The sequence below is a fragment of the Actinomadura sp. SCN-SB genome (assembly GCF_043906805.1).
Taxonomy (GTDB): Bacteria; Actinomycetota; Actinomycetes; order Streptosporangiales; family Streptosporangiaceae; genus Spirillospora.
In genome coordinates, this window is sequence record NZ_JBIMPP010000031.1 from 40,128 (window position 1) to 60,864 (window position 20,737).

Sequence of the window (20,737 nt, forward strand, 5' to 3'; positions counted from 1 at the left end):
GGGCCGTTCCGAGTTTAGTCCCGGTTTGCCCGCCGCGTGGCCCGGCCTCATTTCCCTCGCGCCACACGCACGAAATCCTCACGCGCGAGGGAAGGGGGCCGTGGGGTAAGAAGGGGGCATGGGTGTCGAAGAGATCGTGCTGCTCAATGAGGCCGACGAGGCCATCGGTTCGGCACCCAAGGTGCCGAGCCACCACCGCACCACCCCCTATCACCTCGCCTTCTCGTGTTTCCTGCTGAACACCTCCGGTAAGGTTCTGATCACCCGTCGCGCGCTCGGTAAACGGACGTTCCCCGGTGTGTGGACCGGAAGCTGCTGCGGCCACCCGGGTCCGGGCGAGGGTCTGCGCGCCGCCGTGGCCCGCCGGCTCCGCGACGAACTGGGCGTCGAGGCGCGGGAGTTCACCTCGATCCTGCCCGGCTTCCGCTACCAGGCCACGGCGGCCGACGGCACCGTCGAGAACGAACGGTGCCCGGTGGTCCGCGCCATCGCCGCGACCGACACCGTCCACCTCGACCCCGACGAGGTGGAGGACGCCCAGTGGTGGACGTGGGAACGGTGCAAGGAACTGGCCTCCCGTCCCGAGGCGTCCCCCTGGTTCCGCCTGCAGATGGCCGAACTGGTGCCGCTCGGCGACCCGCTGGAGTGGCCCGACGCGGGCGTCGAGGGCCTTCCCCCCTTCCTGACCTGGTAGGGCCGGGACGTTCCCGGCGCCGGCTTCCCGGGCTGCTGCTGCTCTTGCGACGCGTGGAACCTTCCGGAGAGTGGAGGGCGCAGGGCTGGTCGGCGGCCTGGGGGTCGCTGCGCGGCGGGCTGGAGGACAGCGTCAAGATCGCCGTCACCGGCTCGCCGATCTCGGCGATGCTCGGCTCGCTCAACGGCTACGTCCTGTCGAAGTGGCGCTTTCCCGGCGCGGACGCGGTGTTCACGCTGTTCCTTTTCGGCATGTTCATCCCGTACCAGGCGGTGATGATCCCGCTGGCGGGTTTACTGACCGATATGGAACTGGTCGGCACCATCCGCGCCGTCCGGGTCGGGGGCGGTCGCCGTACAGTACGACCAGCGGATGGCCTCGGCTCTGCTCGCCTCACTGCCCACTCTGCTGGTATACCTGCTGCTCGGACGGTTCTTCATGCGCGGCCTGATGGCAGGAGCCCTCAAGGGATGACACGCGGAAAACGCCCCCGACGCGCGAAATAGCCCATTGGTTTCCTGATCGGCCGGAACAGGCCAGAGATCATTCCGACCGGTGTTTCCGGCGGAAAACGCGGATAGGCTCACGGCCCGATATCTGGCTTTCGTTCCCTCCCTCCCGGCGATTCCGCGACACCGCGGCAGGGCCGGGCGTGTTCCCCGTGCCGAGCGCGGCGCAACCCCGCCAACACGCATCGTGGAGGGCGGGAGCGGAAGCCCCTTCCCTCTTCGAGGAGAGCGAGATGCATCCCACCCGACTGGCGGCCGCCGGCGCCGCCGCCGCACTACTGGTCATGGGCATGGCGGGCCCTGCCCTGGCGACGCCCAACGACGACCCCAGCAGCCCGCCGACCACCGAGGCCCCCGACCCGTCGGACTCCCCGACCCCGACGGACCCGGACCCGAGCGAGCCGCCGACGTTCGAGTTCGGCTTCGATGACGTGAAGCTGTCGACGACGCGGGTCGTGCCCGGCGGGAAGACCACGTTCACGGTGACCTGCCCGACCGAGGTCACCATCACCAGCAACGCCTACACGCAGAACCCGCTTCCGGTCAGCAAGACCGGCGACGACACCTGGACCGGCACCGGCACCTTCAAGTCGTCCCTGCCCAACCCGTCCATCGCGCGGGTGACCTGCAAGGACCACGGCACGGTCACGTTCACCACCAACCCGGAGAAGGGCGAGATGAAGCCCGGCAAGCCGACCGGCAAGATCCCCAGCGGGCGGATCGACACCGGTGACGGCAGCACCCAGGGCGGCCCGGGCGTGCCGCTGCTGGCCGGCGGCTCGGCCGCCGCGCTGGCCGCCGCGGGGCTGGGCGCGCTCGCGCTGCGCCGCCGGGCCGGGCGGGAGAGTTCCTGAATTGCCCCAGCGCATCACCATCGCCGGTCGCCGCGCCGCGTGCGCGGCGGCCGGCGTGCTGCTCACCGGGCTCCTGATCGGCGCCTGCGGCGGTGATGGGACGCCCACCGTCCGCGGTTCCGCGTCGTCCCCTCCGGCCTCGGCCGCCCAGGGGACGCTGAAGGAGGCGCCGCCGCTCGCGGAGTCCCTGCCCGAGACCATCAAGATCCCCAAGATCGGCGTGTCCGCCCCGGTCGGCACGATCGGGCTGCGTCCCGACGGCCGCATCGAGGAGCCGCCGCTGAGCCGTCCCAACTACACCGGCTGGTACAAGGAGGGGGTCACACCCGGCGAGGCCGGGCCCGCGGTGATCCTCGGCCATGTCGACGCCAACAAGAAGGCCGCCGTCTTCTACCGGCTCAAGGACCTGAAGCCGGGCGACCTCATCCAGGTCTCCCGGAAGAACGGCTCCGTCGCCACGTTCGCGGTGGAGCGCCTCCAGAGCGTGGACAAGGACGCGTTCCCGCACAAGAAGGTCTTCGGCGAGCAGATCGACTACTCGTCCCTGCGCCTGGTGACCTGCGGCGGCGCCTTCGACCCGTCCAGCGGCCACTACAGGAACAACATCATCGTGTACGCCAAGCTGGTCCAGGGCGTCTGATCGGCCCGTTTCCCCTCCGGTCACCCCCCTCCCGGAGGGGAAACGACCCGGTGGGGCCGCAGCCGTTTTGCCGAACGGGGCGAATGGAGGGAAAATCTCTACGTCGCGCGCCGTACCGTCCTCGGTCGCGGCCCGACCGGGAGACGGCCGAAGCGGATTGGAGTCCGTGTGCAGGCGATCAGCGTGCAGCAGCCCTGGGCCTTCGGGATCGCCCGCAGCAGCAAGGCCATCGCCAACCAGGCTCTGCCGACCGCCTACCGCGGCCCCCTGCTCATCCACGCCTCCATGCGCGTCGACCTCAAGGCGTGCGACCATCCCCTGATCCGCTCCGCGGGCTGGGACCCGCGCGACCCGCTCGCCACCATCGGCGCCGTCATCGCCGTCGCCCGCCTGGACGACGTCTGCTCCAGGGCCCTGATCGAAGGCCCCTGCGACTGCGGCCCCTGGTCCCAGCCGGGCGCCCACCACTGGCGCCTGACCGGCATCCGGCCCCTCCCCCGCCCCATCGTCGCCCTCGGCCGCCCCGAACTCTGGGAACCCACCCAAACCCTGCTGACCAAGGTCGAATCCATGCTCACCCCCACCCAACACCCTTCCTGAGCGCAATCGATCAGCTACGATAAGTCGCCATGGCGGCAGGGGTAACGTTGTCCGCGACCGACGTTGATCCACCACGCCACCGACGGGAGCGGGCCATGCGCAGTCAGCGGGTGCATGACCATGGCGGTTTCGGCCCGTACACGATCGAGGACCTGCACGCCCGAGCGGATGACGGTAAGGGCCTTGAGCTTGAGGATGGGTGGCTGGTCGAGTTGGCCCCGAGCGCGCCGCACCAGTGGGCGGTGGACACGCTCCGAGATCTGATCAAAGACGCCGTGCGCGAGGCGGGCGCCGGCGCCTTCGTCGCCGGCGGCGGCGGCGAATGGGAGATCAGCACGCCCGCCGGCATTCGCAAGCCAGACGTCTTCGTGGTTCCCAAGGACGTGGCCCGCGCCTCCATCGTCCACCGCGACCCCATCACGATCCCGGGCGGCGAGGCGCTGCTGACGATCGAGGTGATCTCGCCCGGCAGTTCCAGCGAGCGCACGGACAAGGTACGCAAGCTCAAGGAATACGCCATGCTCGGCATCCCCCAGTACTGGATCGCCGAGTTCACGCCGGTTCCCCTGGTGCATCTCATGATCCTGGACGAGGAGGCCGGCACCTATCGGGCGGATTCGGTGACCAGGCGGGGCTCGGTGTTCCAGGCCGTGATCCATGCGGACGTGCCCGTCGAGGTGAGCTTCGACCCCGGTGTCATGGTGGAGTTCTGAGGGTGGCGGAGGCGCGCAGGCGGGTGAATTCGGCGGCGATTCTGGTCAGGTGCCAGCTTGCGTTGAGGCCGCTGGGGTTGGGGAGGATCCACAGGCGGGACGGCCCGAAGGTTTCGGGTTGGGGGCCGATCTGTGCGCGGGGGGCGCCGAAGGCGGTGCGGTACGCGGTGACGCCCGCGACGGCCAGGTAGGCGGGGCGGTGGCGTTCGACGAGGGCGCGCAGGCGCAGGCCGCCTTCGCGTAGTTCCTCGGGGGTGAGTTCGTCGGCGCGGGCCGTGGTGCGGTGCGCGAGGTTGGTGATGCCCAATCCGTACGAGGGCAGCAGGTGCTGTTCGGACGGGGCCAGGCGGCGCGGGGTGAAGCCGGACAGGTGCAGGGCGGGCCAGAAGCGGTTGCCGGGGCGGGCGAAGTGGTGGCCCGTGGCGCCGGAGTAGAGGCCCGGGTTGATGCCGCAGAACAGGACGCGCAGGGGTTCGCCGTCGGGTGGGAGGACGTCGGGGATGACGCGGTCCCGGGCCGCCTCCAGGTCCTCTTTGGTGGGGCGCATCAGATCAGGCTACGGACGATCAGGGTGACGGCGGACGCGCCCACCACGATGAGGATGGCCTGGCGCATGCGGCCGTCGTCCACGTACCGGCGTACCGGGCCCGCCATCAGGAAACCGGTCAGGACGAACGGGGTGAGGGCCAGGCCGGCGGTGACCTGCTCTCCGGGGAGCTGGCCCGCGGCGGCGAGGGTGGTCAGGGAGAGGGCGGCGCCGATGGTGAAGAAGACCGCGAGCGTCGCGCGGACCTTGGGGCCGCTTTCGTGCTGGTAGAGCAGGGCGAGCGGGGGGCCGCCGATGGCCGAGGCGGTGCCGGTGGCGCCCGCGACGAGCCCCGCGGTGGTGAGGGTGCCCCGGTTGCGCGGCACCCGTCCCGACCACAGGCCGGCGCCGAGCGCGGCCAGCACCATCCCGCCGACCAGGACGCCGAGCACGCGGGTGGGGACGGCGGCGACCACCCAGACGCCCAGCGGGGTGCCGATGAGGCGCCCGCCGAAGGCCCAGCCGAGGCCGCCGAGGTCGGCGTGCCGGACCTCGCGGGTCAGCGTGGCCAGAGGCAGGACGGTCGCCGCGACCAGGATGGCGCCGGGCATCAGGTGGGGGTACAGCATCGTGACGATCGGCGTGGCGACCAGGCCCACGCCCAGTCCCACGCTGCCCTGCACGATGGAGCCGATCAGCGCGGCCAGCCCGCCGACCACGAGGAAGTCCGTTGTGGGCACGTGCGGGGACGTTACATCCCATAGTTCCCGACCAGAAAACATGGGCCGCCTCCCGGGGGGCGGAGGCGGCCCATGGCGACGCGGGTTACTTGCGGAGCAGGTTGCGGAGGACGTACTGCATGATGCCGCCGTTGCGGTAGTAGTCGGCCTCGCCCGGCGTGTCGATGCGGACGATCGCCCTGAACTCCTTGTCGTCCGCCTTGACGGTGACCTCGCCGACGGGGCCGTCGTTGAGCTTGTCGACCCCGGTGATGTCGAAGGTCTCGGTGCCGGTCAGGCCCAGGGACTCGGCGGACTCGCCGTCCTTGAACTGCAGCGGCAGGACGCCCATGCCGATGAGGTTGGAGCGGTGGATCCGCTCGTACGACTCGGCGATGACGGCGCGGACGCCGAGCAGCGCGGTGCCCTTGGCGGCCCAGTCGCGGGACGAGCCGGAGCCGTACTCCTTGCCCGCGATGACGACCAGCGGGGTGCCCTGCGCGGCGTAGTTCTGCGCGGCGTCGTAGATGAACGACTGGGGCGCGCCGTCCTGGGTGAAGTCGCGGGTGTAGCCGCCCTCGACCCCGTCCAGCAGTTGGTTGCGCAGCCGGATGTTGGCGAACGTGCCGCGGATCATGACCTCGTGGTTGCCGCGGCGCGAGCCGTAGGAGTTGAAGTCCTTGGGCCCGACGCCGTGGTCCTGGAGGTACTGGGCGGCGGGGGTGCCCACCTTGATGGCGCCGGCCGGGGAGATGTGGTCGGTGGTGACCGAGTCGCCCAGCTTGGCCAGGACGCGGGCGCCGCGGATGTCGGAGACCGGCTCGGGCTCCATGCCCATGCCGTCGAAGTACGGGGCCTTGCGGACGTAGGTGGAGTCCGGGTCCCACTCGAAGGTGTCGCCGGTGGGGATGGCCAGCTCGCGCCAGCGCGCGTCGCCCTTGAAGACGTCCGCGTAGTCCCGCACGAACATCTCCTGCCCGATCGAGCCCTCGACGATCTCCTTGATCTCCTCAAGGGAGGGCCAGAGGTCGCGCAGGTACACCGGGCCGTCGGTGCCCTCGCCGATGGGGTCGTTGAGGATGTCGATGTCCATCGTGCCCGCGAGCGCGTAGGCGACCACCAGCGGCGGCGAGGCCAGGTAGTTCATCTTCACGTCGGGGTTGATGCGGCCCTCGAAGTTGCGGTTGCCCGACAGGACGGAGGTGACGGCCAGGTCGGCGTCGCTCACGGCCTTGGAGATCTCCTCCTGGAGGGGGCCGGAGTTGCCGATGCAGGTGGTGCAGCCGTACCCGACCAGGTTGTAGCCGATCTTGTCGAGGTACGGGGCGAGGCCCGAGCGCTCCAGGTAGCCGGTGACGACCTGGGAGCCGGGGGCCAGCGAGGTCTTGACCCAGGGCTTGCGGGTCAGCCCGTGCTCCACCGCCTTCTTGGCCAGCAGCCCGGCGCCGACCATGACGTACGGGTTGGACGTGTTGGTGCAGGAGGTGATCGCGGCGATCACGACGGCGCCGTGGTCGAGCTCGAAGGACGTGCCGTCGGCGAGCGTCACCCGCGTCGGGTCGTGCGGCCGCGAGGAGCCGTTGGCGGCGTGCTCGCGGGGCCTGTCGCCGTTGCCGTCGTGGGAGATGGCCGGGGAGTCGGACGCCGGGAACGACTCGGCGGACGCCTCGTCGGCCGGGCCCTCGATGCCGTCGGAGACGTCGGAGGCGGAGACGTAGTTGCGGACGTCCCGGCGCCAGGTCTCCTTGGCCTCGGAGAGGGAGATGCGGTCCTGCGGGCGCTTGGGCCCGGCGATGGACGGGACCACCGTGGACAGGTCCAGTTCCAGGTACTCGGAGAACTCCGGTTCCACGGACGGGTCCAGCCACATGCCCTGCGCCTTGGCGTACGCCTCGGTCAGCGCGATCTGCTCCTCGCTCCGGCCGGTGAGGCGCAGGTACGACAGGGTCTCGCCGTCGATCGGGAAGATGGCGCAGGTGGAGCCGAACTCGGGGCTCATGTTGCCGATGGTGGCGCGGTCGGCGACGGGGAGCGCGGCCACGCCCTCGCCGTAGAACTCCACGAACTTGCCCACGACGCCGTGCTGACGCAGCATCTCGGTGACGGTCAGCACCAGGTCGGTGGCGGTGGTGCCGGCGGGCAGCGAGCCGGTGAGCTTGAAGCCGACCACCCGCGGGATCAGCATCGAGATGGGCTGGCCGAGCATCGCGGCCTCCGCCTCGATGCCGCCGACGCCCCAGCCGAGCACGCCGATGCCGTTCTCCATCGTGGTGTGGGAGTCGGTGCCGACGCAGGTGTCGGGGTAGGCGACGCCGTCACGGTCGAACACGACGCGGGCCAGGTGCTCGATGTTGACCTGGTGGACGATGCCGGTGCCGGGCGGGACGACCTTGAACTCGTCGAAGGCGGTCTGGCCCCAGCGCAGGAACTGGTAGCGCTCGCCGTTGCGCTCGTACTCGCGCTGGACGTTGCGCTCGAAGGCGTCCGGCGACCCGAAGTAGTCGACGATGACGGAGTGGTCGATGACCATCTCGGCGGGCGCGAGCGGGTTGATCCGGGACGGGTCGCCGCCCAGGTCGCGCACGGCCTCGCGCATGGTGGCCAGGTCGACGACGCAGGGCACGCCGGTGAAGTCCTGCATGATGACCCGGGCGGGGGTGAACTGGATCTCCTTGCTGGGCTGGGCCTTGGGGTCCCAGCCGGCCAGCGCGCGGATGTGCTCGGCGGTGACGTTGGCGCCGTCCTCGGTGCGCAGCAGGTTTTCCAGCAGCACCTTGAGGCTGTACGGGAGCCGGGCCGAGCCCTCGACGGCGTCCAGCCGGTAGATCTCGTACGACGTCTCGCCGACCTGCAGCGTGCTGCGGCTGCCGAAGCTGTTCGCGGACACGGACTCCTCCTCCGTCACCGCCGCGCGTCCGGTGCTGCACGGGAGCGCGACGTACTGCCTCATATTCCGATATGCCCGGATATCCAGCGCCACGCCGGTCGCGGGGGGAAAGGCGGGCGGAGACCCGGGCGGGGCGGTGCACCATCCCCCTGAATCCTGCCCTAGTGACGGCCTTGCTCGAGAATCGGGGCCGCCTAACTTCCGCAGGTTTTCTCTCGACATCAAGCTATCCCTGATTTGTCTTGATATCAAGTTACTTTGCCGGGAACCCCCTGGCCGCTCCGTACGTCTTCGATATATCGTTGTCGTATCGCGAGAGATCAAAGAGAGATCTTGAAAGGCGGTGGAGCACATGGGGACGCGGCACGGTCCTGGACCGGACCTGGGCTGGGCGTTCGCCGCGGCGGCGCTCGGGGCGAAGATGGCGCACAGGCGCTCCCACGACTGGAGCTGGGGATGCGGCCCGCGCGGCGAGGTTCCCGGCTGGTTCTTCGGCGGCGCAGGTCCATGGGGTTCGCCCTCCGGCCCCTGGGGACGGGGCGCCCCGCCGTGGGCGAAGGGCCGCAAGGGACGCGGACCGAGGGCCCGCAAGGGGGACGTGCGCGCGGCCATCCTGGCGCTGCTGGCCGAGGAGCCGCGCAACGGCTACCAGATCATCCAGGAGATCAACGAACGCAGCGGCGGCGGCTGGAAGCCCAGCCCCGGCGCGGTCTACCCGGCCTTGCAGCAGCTCGTGGACGAGGGCCTGATCCGCGGCGAGGAGGACGGCGGCCGCCGCACCTTCCACCTGACCGACGAGGGCCGCGCCCACATCGCCGAGCACCCCGACGAGGTGGACGAGCCGTGGGCGGCGATGGCGCCCGACTTCGGCGAGGGCGTCCCCGACCTGTTCAAGGAGGCGGCCCGGACGGGCGCCGCGGTGATGCAGATCGTCCACTCGGGCACCCCCGAGCAGGTCGCGCGGGCCACGTCGGCGCTGGCGGACGCCCGGCGGCGCCTCTACCTGATCCTCGCCGAGGACGACGAGGACGCGGGCCCCACGACCCGCGAAGCACCCGAGGAGTGACGGTGACCCAGCCGGACGACATGCGGATCGGCGACGCCGAACGGGACGCGGTGGCCTCGGCCCTCCACGAGCACTTCGCGGCGGGCCGCCTCGACCGCGAGGAACTCGACGAGCGGCTGGACGCGACCCTGGCGTCCAAGACCCAGGGCGACCTGAAGGCGATCGTAGGGGACCTGCCCGGCTCCAACGGCCTGCCCGAACCAGCGCCCAAGACCAAGCACGGGCACCGCCACCCCCACCACGCTCACCACCACGGGATGCCGACGCGCCACCACCGCCCCGGCGCGTTCTCGGCCTTCCCCCTGTTGCTGATCGTGTTCACGGTGGTCGCCTTCACAGGCGGCGTCGGCGCCGCCGTCCTGGCGGTCCTCAAGGTGGCCCTGCTGATCTTCCTGGTCAGAGCAGTGGTGAAGGCAGCCCAAGCAGCCCGATCCCACTCCCGCTGACCACCCTCGGAAGGCAGGGGTCAGCGGTCATCCCCGGGCGGGGGCCGCTGGCCCCGCCTGGGGTGTGGGGGGTCACTCCCCCACAATGAAACAGCTAGTAGTCCTGCTTGCGTTCGGTTCGCGCATTGCAGTTTGTCCAGCAGGCGCGACACGTACCCCTTGACCGTGGCCTCGCTGAGGCAGAGGCGTTCGCCGATTTGGGCGTTGGTGAGTCCTTCGCCGAGGCAGGCGAGGACGTCGGTTTCACGTTCGGTGAGGTCGTCGAGTAATGCGCGGGAGCGGTCGCGTGCGGTCTGCTGTCCGGTGACGGTGGCGACGAGGCGGCGGGTGGCGGCGGCGGACATCACGGTGTGGCCGTCGGCGGCGACGCGGACGAGGTCGACGAGGTCGTCGGGCGGGGTGGATTTCAGCAGGAATCCGGCGGCGCCCGCGCGCAGCGCCCTGATGACGTAGTGGTCGGCGTCGAAGGTGGTGAGCGCGACGATGACGGGCGGGTCGCGGTGGGCGGCGATGCGTTCGATGGCGGTCAGGCCGTCGACGCCGCCGTGCCGGCACGCCGCGCCGCCCGCATGGACATCCTCCGCGCCATGGCCACCGAGTAGCCACAGAGTGAGCTACCGGGTGAGCGCGGCGGCGTTCTTGGCGAGCTTCTCGATGCGGCCCCAGTCGCCCTTGCGGACGGCGTCGGGCGGGGTCAGCCAGCTTCCCCCGACGCAGGCCACGTTGGGCAGCTCCAAATACTTGGGGGCGTTGTCGGTGGTGATGCCGCCGGTCGGGCAGAACGTGATCTGCGGCAGCGGCCCGTACAGCGCCTTGAGGCAGGCCGCTCCGCCGGACTGCTCGGCGGGGAAGAACTTCATCACCGTGACGTCGTGCTCCAGCAACGCCATGGCCTCGGACGCACTGGAGACCCCGGGCAGGAACGGCAGCCCCGTCGCGTTCATCGCGCGCCGCAGGGTGTCGGTCACGCCGGGGCTGACCAGGAACCGCGCCCCGGCGCCCGCCGCCCGCTCCGCGTCCTCCGGCGTGACGATCGTGCCCGCGCCGACGACGGCGTCCGGCACCTCGGCGGCGATGCGCTCGATGGACTCCAGGGCCGACTCGGTGCGCAGCGTCACCTCGATCGCCGGCAGGCCGCCCGCCAGCAGCGCCCGCGCCAGGGGGACGGCGGCGTCCGGGTCGTCCAGCACCACGACGGGGATGACCGGGGCGAGGTCCACCAGTTCTTCGGCCTTCATGCGAACTCCAGCGTTGGTCGGGTAGGCGGCACGGGCCGCGGGAAAGCCTGCGGCAGGATACCCGCACCCACCGTAACGATCATGACAGGACCACCGCGGCGCCGCGCTCGGCCGCGCCCACGGCCTGCCGGAAGGCGCCGAACAGCTCCCTTCCGGTGCCGTCGTGGCCACCGGCGGGCGGGGACGCGGGCTCGCGCGCCGCGAACTCCTCGTCCGGGACGAGCACCTCCAGCAGGTTCTTGCCGCAGTCGAGGCGGATGAGGTCGCCGTCCCGGACGCGTGCCAGCGGCCCGCCGTCGGCCGCCTCGGGCGACAGGTGGATGGCGGCGGGGACGGCGCCGGACGCGCCCGACATCCGGCCGTCGGTGACCAGCGCCACGCGATGGCCCCGGTCCTGGAGGACCGACAGCGGCGGGGTGAGCTTGTGCAGCTCGGGCATGCCGTTGGCGCGCGGCCCCTGGAAACGGACGACCGCGACCACGTCGCCGTCCAGCTCTCCGGCCGCGAAGGCGTCCTGGAGGTCGTGCTGGGAGTCGAACACCCGGGCGGGGGCCTCGATCGCGCGGTGCTCCTCGCGGACGGCCGAGACCTTGATCACGGAGCGGCCGAGGTTGCCGCGCAGCGTGCGCAGGCCGCCCTGCTCGTCGAACGGGTCGGCGGCCGGGCGCAGCACGGTGAGGTCGCCCGAGGTCTCCGGGGCGGGACGCCAGTCCAGGCCGTCCTCGGTCAGCACCGGGGCCCTCCGGTACGCGGCGAGGCCCTCCCCGGCGACGGTCCGCACGTCCTCGTGCAGAAGGCCCGCGTCGAGCAGCTCGCCGATGAGGAAGGCGGTGCCGCCCGCCGCGTGGAAGTGGTTCACATCGGCGGTGCCGCTCGGGTAGAGGCGGGTCAGCAGCGGCGTCACGGTGGACAGCTCGTCGAAGTCGTCCCAGGTCAGCTCGATGCCCGCGGCGGCGGCCATGGCCACCAGGTGCAGCGTGTGGTTCGTGGACCCGCCGGTGGCCAGCAGCGCGACCACCCCGTTCACGAACGCCCGCTCGTCCAGCACCTCCCCGATCGGGGCGGCGTGCCGCAGCACCCGCCGTCCCGCCTCCTCGGTGAGCGCGCGGCGCAGCCCGGTGCCCGGCGGGACGAAGCTCGCGCCGGGCAGGTGCAGGCCCATGACCTCCATGAGCAGCTGGTTGGAGTTGGCCGTCCCGTAGAAGGTGCAGGTGCCGGGGGCGTGGTACGAGGCGGCCTCGGCCTCCAGCAGCTCGTCGCGTCCGATCTCGCCCGCGGCGAACCGCTTGCGCACCCGCGCCTTCTCGGCGTTGGGCAGCCCGGACGGCATCGGACCGGCCGGGACGAGGATCACCGGGAGGTGCCCGAACGACAGCGCGCCCATCACCAGGCCCGGCACGATCTTGTCGCAGACCCCCAGCAGCAGCGCCCCGTCGAACAGCTCGTGGGACAGCGCGACCGCGGTGGCCATGGCGACGACGTCCCGGCTGAACAGGGACAGCTCCATGCCGGCCCGTCCCTGCGTGATGCCGTCGCACATGGCGGGGACGCCCCCGGCGAACTGGGCCGTGCCGCCCGCGTCCCGGATCGCGGCCTTGAGCAGCTCCGGGTAGTCGCGGAGCGGCTGGTGCGCCGACAGCAGGTCGTTGTAGGACGACACGATCGCGATGTTCTTCACCGCCGTCCCCTTGAGCCGGAGCTTGTCGGCCGGGCTACAGGCGGCGAAGCCGTGCGCGAGGTTGGCGCAGCCGAGCGCGCTGCGGGCGGGAGCGGCGGACATCCGCAGCGGAGCGAGGGATGTCCGCCCGGCTTGTGCCGGGGGCTCTGGGGGGTCGTCCCCCCAGAATGACGCGGACGCGGCCTCGGCGATGCGTCGCAGGTACGCGGCGCGGCGGTCGGCGCCGCGTTCGGCGATGCGCTCGGTGACCCGCGCGACGACGGGATGGAGTGGGGGTGTCAACGGGACGCTCCTGCTCTCGGCGGGGTGACTTCCTGATCGACTCCGGCGAAACTAGCGCTCTTAGGGCAAGAATCACAACCGACTTATGCACGCAAACTAACAAAAGAGGGCCCACTTGTGGCAGGCAGGCGTCGATGCGACACTGTCCCGATGACCCGGCGGCCCTCGACCAGCGGCGACGTGCTGCGCCTCATCCGCGAGGGCGGCGTGTCCACCCGGGCCGAGCTGGGCCGCCGCACCGGCCTGTCCAGGCCGGCCGTGGCCCTGCGGGTCAACGAGCTGATCGCGCACGGGCTGGTCACCGAGCGCGCCGACGGCCCCTCCACCGGCGGCCGTCCCCCGTCCCGGCTGGCGTTCGACGCCTCGGGCGGCGCCGTCCTGATCGCCAACCTCGGCCAATCGCGCGGCCAGGTCGCCGTCACCGACCTGTCCGGGACGATCCTCGCCACCACCGCGATCACGCCGGGTCCCGACCCCGGCGCCACGCTGCGGCGGCTGCTCCCCGAGTGGTCCGCGCTGCTCGACGCGTGCGGTTCGCCGCCGGTGCGGGGCGCGGGCGTCGCCGTCCCCGACACCGTCGAGCCCGGCACCGGCGTCTGGGACGGCACCCCGATCGGCCCGCCCATCGCCGAGCGCTTCGGCGCCGCCGTCCCGTGCTTCCTGGACAACGACGTCAACGCCGCCGCGCTCGGCGAGTACCGGTCGCGGTTCCGGCGGGACGTGGACGACCTGCTGTTCGTGAAGCTGTCCACCGGCATCGGCGCCGGGATCATCCTGGGCGGCCGGGTGCAGCGCGGCGCGCTGGGCGCCGCGGGCGAGATCGGGCACATCCCGGCGGGCGACGACGACGGGACCGTCCGCTGCCGCTGCGGCAACCTCGGCTGCGTGGAGGCCGTCGCGGGCGGCGCCGCGCTCCTCGCCCGCTCCCCCGCCGCCGACCTGGCCGAGCTCGCGGCGCTCGCCCGCGCGGGCGACCCCGCCACCGTGACCCTGGTACGGGACGCGGGCCGCCGGATCGGCGAGGTCGTCGCGGGCGCCGTCAACCTGCTCAACCCGGCCGTGGTGGTGCTCGGCGGCGACCTCACCGGCGCCGAGGAGCCGCTGATGGCGGGCGTCCGCGAGGCCGTCTACCAGCGCGCCACCGCCGCGGCGACCCGGCGGCTGCGCATCGAGCCCAGCCTGCTCGGCGACGAGGCGGGCCTGGCGGGGTGCGCCGCGCTCGTCCTGGACCACGTCCTGGCCCCCGAGGCCGTCGACACCCTCCTCGCCTCCGGAAGCCTCCGCGGCTCCTGACCACGAATTCTTTGCGCCCGCTGTCGATACGGGCGGGGGCCGTTCGTGTAGAGGGTGGAAGAAGGAGGAACCATGACGCACTACATGCTGAGCATCTACCAGCCCGCCGGGCCCCCGCCCTCCGACGAGGTGCTGGAGCCGATCATGCGGGATCTGGAGGCGCTCAACGCCGAGATGCGGGAGGCCGGCGCGTGGGTGTTCGCCGGGGGCCTGCACGACCCGAGCACCGCCACCGTCATCCGCACCAAGGACGGCGAGCCGCTGCTGACCGACGGCCCGTTCACCGAGGGCAAGGAGGTCCTCGGCGGGTTCACCATCGTCTCGGCCCCCGACCTGGACGCCGCCCTCGAATGGGGCCGCAGGCTGTCCCGCGCGACCACGCTGCCGGTGGAGGTGCGGCCCATGCACGACGGGGACCCCCGCTGACCGAGATCGAACGCGTCTACCGCGAGGAGTACGGGCGCGCGGTGGCCGTCCTGGCCCGCCACTTCGGCAACCTCGACATCGCCGAAGAGGCGGTCCAGGACGCCTTCGCGGTGGCCGCGGCGCGGTGGCCGTCCGACGGGATCCCGCCCAGCCCCGCGGGCTGGATCATCACCACCGCGCGCAACCGGGCGATCGACCGGCTCCGCCGCGAGGCGTCCCGCGCGGACCGGCACGCGCGGGCCGCCCTCCTGCACGCCGCCGGCGACCCCATCGAGAAGGGCCCGGTGCGCGACGACCGGCTACGGCTGATCTTCACCTGCTGCCATCCGGCGCTGGCCCCCGAGACCCAGGTCGCGCTGACGCTGCGGCTGCTGGGCGGGCTGTCCACCGCCGAGATCGCGCGGGCCTTCCTGGTGCCGGAGCCGACCATGGCGCAGCGCCTGGTCCGCGCCAAGAACAAGATCCGGGACGCCCGGATCCCGTACCGGGTGCCGCGCGAGGCCGACCTGCCCGACCGGCTCCGCACGGTGTTGGCCGTGCTGTACCTGATCTTCAACGCGGGGTACACCGACCACCGTCCCGCGCTGTGCGCCGAGGCGATTCGGCTGACCCGCCTGCTGGCCGGGCTGATGCCCGACGAGCCCGAGGTCATCGGCCTGCTGGCGCTGATGCTGCTCCAGGACTCGCGCCGGGACGCCCGCACCGCGCCCGACGGCGGCCTGGTGCTGCTGGCCGACCAGGACCGCCGGCTGTGGGACCGGGACCAGATCGCCGAGGGCCGCGCGCTCGTCCGCCGCTGCCTGCGCCGCGGCCGTCCCGGCCCGTACCAGATCCAGGCCGCGATCAACGCGGTGCACACCGACCCGCCGCCGACCGACTGGGGCCGGATCCTCCGGCTGTACGACCAGCTCCTGGCCGTCACGCCCACCCCGATCGTGGCCCTCAACCGCGCCGTGGCCGTCGCCGAGGTCGACGGGCCCGAGGCCGCGCTCGCCCTCGTGGACGGTCTGGACCTGGACCGCTACCACCTCTTCCACGCCGTCCGCGCCGACCTGCTGCGCCGCCTCGGCCGTCCCTCCGAGGCCGCGCGGGCGTACGAGGCGGCCCTGGCCCGCGCCGGCAACGAGGCCGAACGCGACTTCCTGCGCCGGCGGCTCGGGGATAGGACATGATCTGTGGTCATGGGGCCTGACGCGAGCGCTTACCTCCTCCCGATGACCACCACGGCCGAAGAGAGCGAACGGCACACCACCGTCGCGCTGCTTCCCGTGGGCAGCCACGAGCAGCACGGCCCGTACCTTCCGCTGGCCACCGACACCGTGGTGGCGTGCACGGTGGCACGGGAGATCGCCGCCGCGCACCCGGTGCGGCTGCTGCCGCCGGTGACGATCTCCTGCTCGCACGAGCACGCCGCCTGGCCCGGCACGGTCAGCATCTCGGCGCGCACCCTGTACGCGGTCGTCCACGATGTCGCCGAGTCGCTGCGGCGGTCCGGGGTGCCCAAGCTGGTGCTGGTGAACGGGCACGGCGGCAACTACGTCCTGGGCAACCTGGTCCAGGAGGCGGGCGGCGACATGGCGCTGTTCCCCACCGTGGAGGACTGGGAGGCCGCCAGGATCGCCGCCGGGATCCGCGACGACGGCGACACCGACATGCACGCGGGCGAGCTGGAGACCTCCCTTCTGCTGCACGCCCACCCCGAGCTGGTGAAACCGGGGTACGAGGCCGGTGACCACGTCTCCGGCGACCGCAGGCACATGCTCACACGCGGCCTGGAGGGCTACACCGAGTCCGGCATCGTGGGGCGTCCGTCACTGGCCTCGTCCCGCAAGGGCCGGGACCTTCTCGCGGCGCTCGTCGAATCGTTCGGCGACCACCTGCGGGCGCTGCGGGACTAGCCGCGGCGCCACCGGGCGCGCCTTCCGGGCACCGGCGGCGCGCCGGCGCGTGCCGACGCGCACGAGCAGCACGGCGGCGCCCGGGAGGCTCGCGACGAACGTCAGCACCCCGTACACGACCGCGACCGCGAGGCCCTGCTCGGAGCCCAGCCCGGCGGCGCCGAACGCGATCGTGGTGGCGGCCTCGCGGGGACCCCAGCCGCCCACGTTCATCGGCAGGCCCATCACCAGCAGCGCGAACACCACCAGCGGGACGAGCTGGAGCAGCGGGGCGGTCGCCCCGGCGACGCGCGCCGCGACCAGGAACAGCGCGATGTACCCGGCGAGCGCCGCCGCCGACAGCAGCACCACGCCGGGCCAGGTGTCGCGGGCCAGCAGGACGCGGCGCGCGTCGGCGGTGGCCCGGGCGGCGGCGCGTCCCCAGCGGCAGCGCGCGAGCGCGACGACCGCGACCACGACGCACGGCACCAGCACGAGCGCGGTGACGATGCCGGGAGCCAGCGCCGTGAACAGCGCCGGCCGCGTGACCAGCACGACCAGCCCGGCGGCGATGATGACGATCTGGCCCGCCGCGCGTTCCAGGACGACGGCGCGCACGCCCCGTCCCACGTCACCGGAGTCGCGGCCATGGCTCACCGCGCGGTGCACGTCGCCCAAGACGCCCGCCGGAAGCACCGCGTTCAGGAAGAGCGCCTGGTAGTAGTCCGCGACCGCGCCGGGCAGGCGCAGCCTCAGCCGCAACCGGTGCGCCACCAGGCACCACCGCCACGCGCTGAACACCGTGGTCAGCAGACCGATCCCGAGCGCGGCCAGCAGCGAGGGCAGCGTGACCATGCGCATCGCGTTCACGAACGCGTCGGTGCTGTGCCACCACACCAGCGCGCCGAGGATGGCGGCGCCGGTCAGGTTCCGGACCCAGTTCATCGCGTCCCCCTCGCCTTCGGGCGCGGCCCTGGAGGTCGGCAGGACGGCACGGCGAGCAGGTCGCGATGGTGGACGACCACGCTCAGCCTCCCCGCCGCGCAGTCGTCCAGCCGCCGGCGCAGGTACTCCTCGCCGGGCAGGTCCGGCCGCTCCTCGCAGGCCGCGGCGACCCAGCCGCGCAGCCACTCGGCCGCCAGCGCGGCGTCGCCGGGGCCCAGCCGCCACGGGCTCGGGCTGGTCCGCACGGCGGCGCCGCGCCGCTCGAACGCCTCGGTCGCGGCGGTGACCGCGTCGGGGCCGAGCAGGGAACGGCCGCCGGTCTCCCGGCGCTGGTGGGCGTTGAAGGCGGCGGCGAACTCGGCGTCGGCCGGGTCGTACGGGTCGAGCTCGACCCGGCCGGCCACCGACAGCGTCAGCAGCGCCGGACAGCCCGCGCCGGTGATCGCCTCCGCGAGCGCGTCCACCTCGTCGAAGGTGAGCAGGTCCAGCAGCGCGGACGCGGCGACCAGCCCGGCGCCCGCCAGGTCGGCCGCGCCGAGCCGGGTGATGTCGCCGGCGCGCGTCTCGGTCGTGACACCGGGGATCGCGTCGCGCGCCCGCTCCAGCAGATCCGGGTCCCGGTCGTGCAGGATCCAGTGCTGCGGGACGTCCAGCCGCCCCGCCAGCCACCGTCCCAGCGACCCGGTGCCGCAGCCGAGGTCCCACACGACCAGCCGTCCGGGGGACGCGGGCAAGTGCGCGCGCAGCGGTCCCAGCAGGTCCGTGGCGCGGGCGGCGGCGTCGGCGCTCTCGCGCAGCTCCAGCCAGCCGGGGGCGAACCGCTCCGCGCCCGGCGCACCCGTCATTCCTGCGGCGTTCATGGCGCCACCCTGTCCAGCCCGTTCAGGACACCGGTCAGCGCACGTGTGGTGTCGTCCCAGCTCGGAAGCGTGTCGCGGCGTTCGGCCGCGAGCTTGCGCAAGCGGCGGCGCAGGTCGGGCTCGCCGAGCCAGCGGCGCAGCGCGCCGGCGAGCGCGTCCGGGTCCTCCGGCGGGACCAGCAGACCGGGCGGCTCGCCGCCGGCGGTCCGGCCGAGCGCTTCGGGGACGCCGCCGACCTCGGTGGCCAGCACGGGAAGCCCGCGGGCCAGCGCCTCGGTCACGACCATGCCGTAGGTCTCGGCGCGGGACGCCAGCACCAGCAGGTCGGCGGCGGCGTACGCGGCGTCCAGGCGCTCGCCCGTGCGTGGACCGGCGAGGTGGATCCGGTCGTCCAGGCCGTGCCGCTCGATGAGCGCGCGGAGCCGCGCGACCTGGTCGAGATCGCGGCGCAGCGGCCCGACGCAGGTCAGCTCCCAGCCGTGGCCGCCGACCCGCGCCAGCGCCTCGACCAGCAGGTCATGACCCTTGCGCGGGGTCAGCGAGGCCACGCACAGCAGCCGCGTGCCGTCCTCGGTGCCCGGCGCGAGCGGCGCCGGGTCGGTGCCGGGCGGCGCGACGTGGACGCGCGCAGCGTCGAGCCCATGGTGCTCGATCAGGCGGCCGGCGGTGCGCCGCCCGGTCGTCACGACGGCGTGGGACGCGCGCAGCGTCTCGCGTTCGCGCACGTCGAGGTCGTCGGGTGGTGGCGCGCCGGGCGGCTGCGTCTCGTCCGCCAGCGGCAGATGCACCAGGATCACCAGCCGCAGCCGGCCGGCCTCAGGGACCACCACCTCCGGCACGCCGCAGGCGACCAGCCCGTCCATCAGCACGGTGGCGCCGTCGGGCACGCCGGCGAGGGCGGCCGCCAGGTCTCCGCGCGCCGTCCCGTCCGGACGCGGCCACGATCCGGAGACGGGCAGCTCGTGAACGGGACGGGTCCGGGCGAGCCCTTCGCAGACGCGCCTGTCGTAGACGTTGCCGCCGCTGGCCACGCTCAGCCGGTCGACGTCGCCGGGCATGACGACATGCACGGCCTCCGCCGCGGATCCCTCGCTCATAGCGTCAGCTCGTAGCTCGCCCACGCGACGTGCGACTCGTGCAGCGTCACGGTGATGCCGGTCAGGCCGTGTGCCGACTCGCCCAGCGCACCGGCGCGAACCTTCTCGGCGAGCCGGTCGGCGATCGTCTTGGCCAGGAACTCGGTCGTGGTGTTGCGGCCGGAGAAGTCGGGCACCTCGTCCAGATTGCTGTAGCGCATCGGGTCCAGCACCGCCCCGAGTTCCCGGGTCGCCAGGCCGATGTCGACCACGATCCCGTCCGGGTCGAGGTCGGGCCTGCGGAACGTCGCGTCCACCAGGAAGGTCGCGCCGTGCAGGCGCTGCGCGGGCCCGAAGACCTCGCCGCGCAGGCTGTGCGCGACCATGAGGTGATCACGGACGGTGACGCTGAACAAGGGCGGCCTCCTCGACCGGGTCGTAGACGATGCGGTGGCACAGAGCGGGGAGCGCCCCGGACGCCAGCGGCGGCATCAGCCGGGGCAGTTCGGTGAAGCCCGCCTCACCGGTGATCAGGGCATCGAACACGGGCGCGGCCAGCAGCCGCAGCGCCAGCGCCAGCCGGTCGGCGTGGGTACGGCGGGACCTGCGGGACGGGGACACCGCGCCCACCTGGCTGCCGCGCACGGTCAGGCGCCGGGAGTGGAAGTGCTCCCCCAGCGGCACGGCGACGCGGCGGTCGCCGTACCAGCTCAGCTCCAGCACCTCGCCCTCGGGGCCGAGCAGTTCCAGCGACCGCGCCAGGCCCGCCTCGCTGGCGCTGGCGTGCACGACCAGGTCGCAGTCGCCCTCGGCGTCGTCCGGAACGGCGAACCCGACGCCGAGCGCCTCGGCCACGGACGCGCGGGACGTGTCGACGTCCACCAGTTGCACGCGGGCGCCGGGCAGGCCCGCCAGGACGGCGGCGACCGAGCATCCGACCATCCCGGCGCCGACGACCGCGATCCGGTCACCGACCAGCGGCGCCGCGTCCCACAGCGCGTTCACCGCGGTCTCGACCGTCCCGGCCAGGATCGCGCGGCCCGGCGGCACGTCCTCCGGGACGGGCGTCACGGCGCTCGCCGGGACCACGTACCGGGTCTGGTGCGGGTACAGGCAGAACACCGTCCGCCCGGCCAGCTCCGGCGGGCCCTCCTCCACGGTCCCCACGTTCAGGTAGCCGTACTTGACCGGGCCGGGGAAGTCGCCCTCCTGGAAGGGCGCGCGCATCAGGTCGCGCTGGCTGACGGGCACCCGGCCCTCGAAGACCAGCGACTCGGTGCCCCGGCTGATCCCCGAGTACAGGGTGCGGACCACGACGTCGCCCGGGCCGGGGTCGGGAAGGGCGACCCGTTCGATCTCGCCCTTGCCCGGGGACCTGACCCAGAACGACAGCGCGCTGCGTTCCATC

The 20,737-nt window shown here is 72.9% G+C and carries 23 protein-coding genes; 12 read left to right on the top strand and 11 right to left on the bottom strand.

Features of this window, described 5'->3' with window-relative positions; genetic code table 11:
- Positions 1 to 118 precede the first annotated feature (118 nt).
- The 6 genes from idi (at position 119) to ACGWYJ_RS20760 (ending at position 4,010) form a co-directional block, all read left to right on the top strand.
- Complete coding sequence (gene idi, locus ACGWYJ_RS20735) at positions 119 to 694, top strand: isopentenyl-diphosphate Delta-isomerase (RefSeq protein WP_395107817.1); 576 nt, start codon at positions 119 to 121, stop codon at positions 692 to 694.
- Between the two features lie 53 nt (positions 695 to 747).
- The gene (locus ACGWYJ_RS20740) at positions 748 to 1,200 is read left to right on the top strand and encodes a hypothetical protein (RefSeq protein WP_395107818.1); all 453 of its coding nucleotides are present in this window, start codon (positions 748 to 750) and stop codon (positions 1,198 to 1,200) included.
- Between the two features lie 236 nt (positions 1,201 to 1,436).
- Complete coding sequence (locus ACGWYJ_RS20745; RefSeq protein ID WP_395107821.1) at positions 1,437 to 2,057, top strand: hypothetical protein; 621 nt, start codon at positions 1,437 to 1,439, stop codon at positions 2,055 to 2,057.
- Between the two features lies 1 nt (position 2,058).
- Positions 2,059 to 2,697, top strand: a complete 639-nt coding sequence (locus ACGWYJ_RS20750; RefSeq protein WP_395107823.1) for a class F sortase — start codon at positions 2,059 to 2,061, stop codon at positions 2,695 to 2,697.
- A gap of 168 nt (positions 2,698 to 2,865) precedes the next feature.
- Positions 2,866 to 3,297, top strand: a complete 432-nt coding sequence (locus ACGWYJ_RS20755; protein WP_395107824.1) for a hypothetical protein — start codon at positions 2,866 to 2,868, stop codon at positions 3,295 to 3,297.
- Positions 3,298 to 3,326: 29 nt separating this feature from the next.
- Positions 3,327 to 4,010 carry a Uma2 family endonuclease gene (locus tag ACGWYJ_RS20760; protein ID WP_395107826.1) on the top strand — a complete coding sequence of 228 codons (684 nt, stop codon included), beginning with the start codon at positions 3,327 to 3,329 and terminating at the stop codon, positions 4,008 to 4,010.
- Here the strand turns inward: ACGWYJ_RS20760 and mug are convergent.
- The 3 genes from mug to ACGWYJ_RS20775 form a co-directional block, all read right to left on the bottom strand.
- A complete protein-coding gene (gene mug, locus ACGWYJ_RS20765) occupies positions 3,994 to 4,557 on the bottom strand; it encodes a G/U mismatch-specific DNA glycosylase (RefSeq protein ID WP_395107828.1) in 564 nt (187 codons plus the stop codon). The genes ACGWYJ_RS20760 and mug overlap by 17 nt on opposite strands.
- Positions 4,557 to 5,276 carry a sulfite exporter TauE/SafE family protein gene (locus ACGWYJ_RS20770; protein WP_395107830.1) on the bottom strand — a complete coding sequence of 240 codons (720 nt, stop codon included), beginning with the start codon at positions 5,274 to 5,276 and terminating at the stop codon, positions 4,557 to 4,559. The genes mug and ACGWYJ_RS20770 overlap by 1 nt, the downstream gene beginning before the upstream one ends.
- Before the next feature lie 85 nt (positions 5,277 to 5,361).
- Positions 5,362 to 8,142: an aconitate hydratase gene (locus ACGWYJ_RS20775; protein ID WP_395107832.1), complete on the bottom strand. Its 2,781-nt coding sequence runs from the start codon at positions 8,140 to 8,142 to the stop codon at positions 5,362 to 5,364.
- A gap of 352 nt (positions 8,143 to 8,494) precedes the next feature.
- Between ACGWYJ_RS20775 and ACGWYJ_RS20780 the strand changes: the two genes are divergently transcribed.
- Together ACGWYJ_RS20780 and ACGWYJ_RS20785 are read left to right on the top strand one after the other, a co-directional pair.
- Positions 8,495 to 9,208, top strand: a complete 714-nt coding sequence (locus ACGWYJ_RS20780; RefSeq protein ID WP_395107833.1) for a PadR family transcriptional regulator — start codon at positions 8,495 to 8,497, stop codon at positions 9,206 to 9,208.
- 2 nt (positions 9,209 to 9,210) lie between these two features.
- A complete protein-coding gene (locus tag ACGWYJ_RS20785) occupies positions 9,211 to 9,654 on the top strand; it encodes a DUF1707 domain-containing protein (RefSeq protein WP_395107835.1) in 444 nt (147 codons plus the stop codon).
- A 20-nt stretch (positions 9,655 to 9,674) separates the two neighbouring features.
- Here ACGWYJ_RS20785 and ACGWYJ_RS20790 read toward each other — a convergent pair whose 3' ends face one another.
- The 3 genes from ACGWYJ_RS20790 to edd form a co-directional block, all read right to left on the bottom strand.
- On the bottom strand, positions 9,675 to 10,262 hold the full coding sequence (locus tag ACGWYJ_RS20790) for a LuxR C-terminal-related transcriptional regulator (protein ID WP_395107892.1): 588 nt from the start codon (positions 10,260 to 10,262) through the stop codon (positions 9,675 to 9,677).
- Positions 10,263 to 10,268: 6 nt separating this feature from the next.
- Positions 10,269 to 10,892, bottom strand: coding sequence for a bifunctional 4-hydroxy-2-oxoglutarate aldolase/2-dehydro-3-deoxy-phosphogluconate aldolase (gene eda, locus ACGWYJ_RS20795; RefSeq protein WP_395107836.1), 624 nt, complete (start codon positions 10,890 to 10,892; stop codon positions 10,269 to 10,271).
- A gap of 79 nt (positions 10,893 to 10,971) precedes the next feature.
- Positions 10,972 to 12,852, bottom strand: coding sequence for a phosphogluconate dehydratase (edd, locus tag ACGWYJ_RS20800; RefSeq protein ID WP_395107837.1), 1,881 nt, complete (start codon positions 12,850 to 12,852; stop codon positions 10,972 to 10,974).
- A gap of 150 nt (positions 12,853 to 13,002) precedes the next feature.
- Here edd and ACGWYJ_RS20805 point away from each other — a divergent pair, with 150 nt between their 5' ends.
- The 4 genes from ACGWYJ_RS20805 (at position 13,003) to ACGWYJ_RS20820 (ending at position 16,469) form a co-directional block, all read left to right on the top strand.
- The gene (locus tag ACGWYJ_RS20805; protein ID WP_395107839.1) at positions 13,003 to 14,145 is read left to right on the top strand and encodes an ROK family protein; all 1,143 of its coding nucleotides are present in this window, start codon (positions 13,003 to 13,005) and stop codon (positions 14,143 to 14,145) included.
- Between the two features lie 72 nt (positions 14,146 to 14,217).
- Complete coding sequence (locus ACGWYJ_RS20810) at positions 14,218 to 14,571, top strand: YciI family protein (protein ID WP_395107840.1); 354 nt, start codon at positions 14,218 to 14,220, stop codon at positions 14,569 to 14,571.
- Positions 14,496 to 15,743 carry an RNA polymerase sigma factor gene (locus tag ACGWYJ_RS20815; RefSeq protein WP_395107841.1) on the top strand — a complete coding sequence of 416 codons (1,248 nt, stop codon included), beginning with the start codon at positions 14,496 to 14,498 and terminating at the stop codon, positions 15,741 to 15,743. Before ACGWYJ_RS20810 ends, ACGWYJ_RS20815 begins: the two co-directional genes overlap by 76 nt.
- A 42-nt stretch (positions 15,744 to 15,785) precedes the next feature.
- Positions 15,786 to 16,469 (top strand): creatininase family protein, encoded by a 684-nt coding sequence (locus ACGWYJ_RS20820; RefSeq protein ID WP_395107843.1) that lies wholly within the window; start codon positions 15,786 to 15,788, stop codon positions 16,467 to 16,469.
- Here the strand turns inward: ACGWYJ_RS20820 and ACGWYJ_RS20825 are convergent.
- Genes ACGWYJ_RS20825 through ACGWYJ_RS20845 form a run of 5 tightly spaced genes read right to left on the bottom strand, consistent with a single transcriptional unit; the run spans position 16,383 to position 20,736 of the window.
- Positions 16,383 to 17,393, bottom strand: a complete 1,011-nt coding sequence (locus ACGWYJ_RS20825) for a YbhN family protein (RefSeq protein ID WP_395107845.1) — start codon at positions 17,391 to 17,393, stop codon at positions 16,383 to 16,385. The genes ACGWYJ_RS20820 and ACGWYJ_RS20825 overlap by 87 nt on opposite strands.
- The gene (locus tag ACGWYJ_RS20830; protein ID WP_395107846.1) at positions 17,390 to 18,253 is read right to left on the bottom strand and encodes a class I SAM-dependent methyltransferase; all 864 of its coding nucleotides are present in this window, start codon (positions 18,251 to 18,253) and stop codon (positions 17,390 to 17,392) included. Before ACGWYJ_RS20830 ends, ACGWYJ_RS20825 begins: the two co-directional genes overlap by 4 nt.
- Complete coding sequence (locus ACGWYJ_RS20835; RefSeq protein WP_395107849.1) at positions 18,250 to 19,350, bottom strand: glycosyltransferase family 4 protein; 1,101 nt, start codon at positions 19,348 to 19,350, stop codon at positions 18,250 to 18,252. Before ACGWYJ_RS20835 ends, ACGWYJ_RS20830 begins: the two co-directional genes overlap by 4 nt.
- Positions 19,347 to 19,745 (bottom strand): 6-pyruvoyl trahydropterin synthase family protein, encoded by a 399-nt coding sequence (locus ACGWYJ_RS20840; RefSeq protein WP_395107851.1) that lies wholly within the window; start codon positions 19,743 to 19,745, stop codon positions 19,347 to 19,349. The genes ACGWYJ_RS20835 and ACGWYJ_RS20840 overlap by 4 nt, the downstream gene beginning before the upstream one ends.
- Positions 19,723 to 20,736, bottom strand: a complete 1,014-nt coding sequence (locus ACGWYJ_RS20845; RefSeq protein WP_395107853.1) for a zinc-binding alcohol dehydrogenase — start codon at positions 20,734 to 20,736, stop codon at positions 19,723 to 19,725. Before ACGWYJ_RS20845 ends, ACGWYJ_RS20840 begins: the two co-directional genes overlap by 23 nt.
- Position 20,737 lies beyond the last annotated feature (1 nt).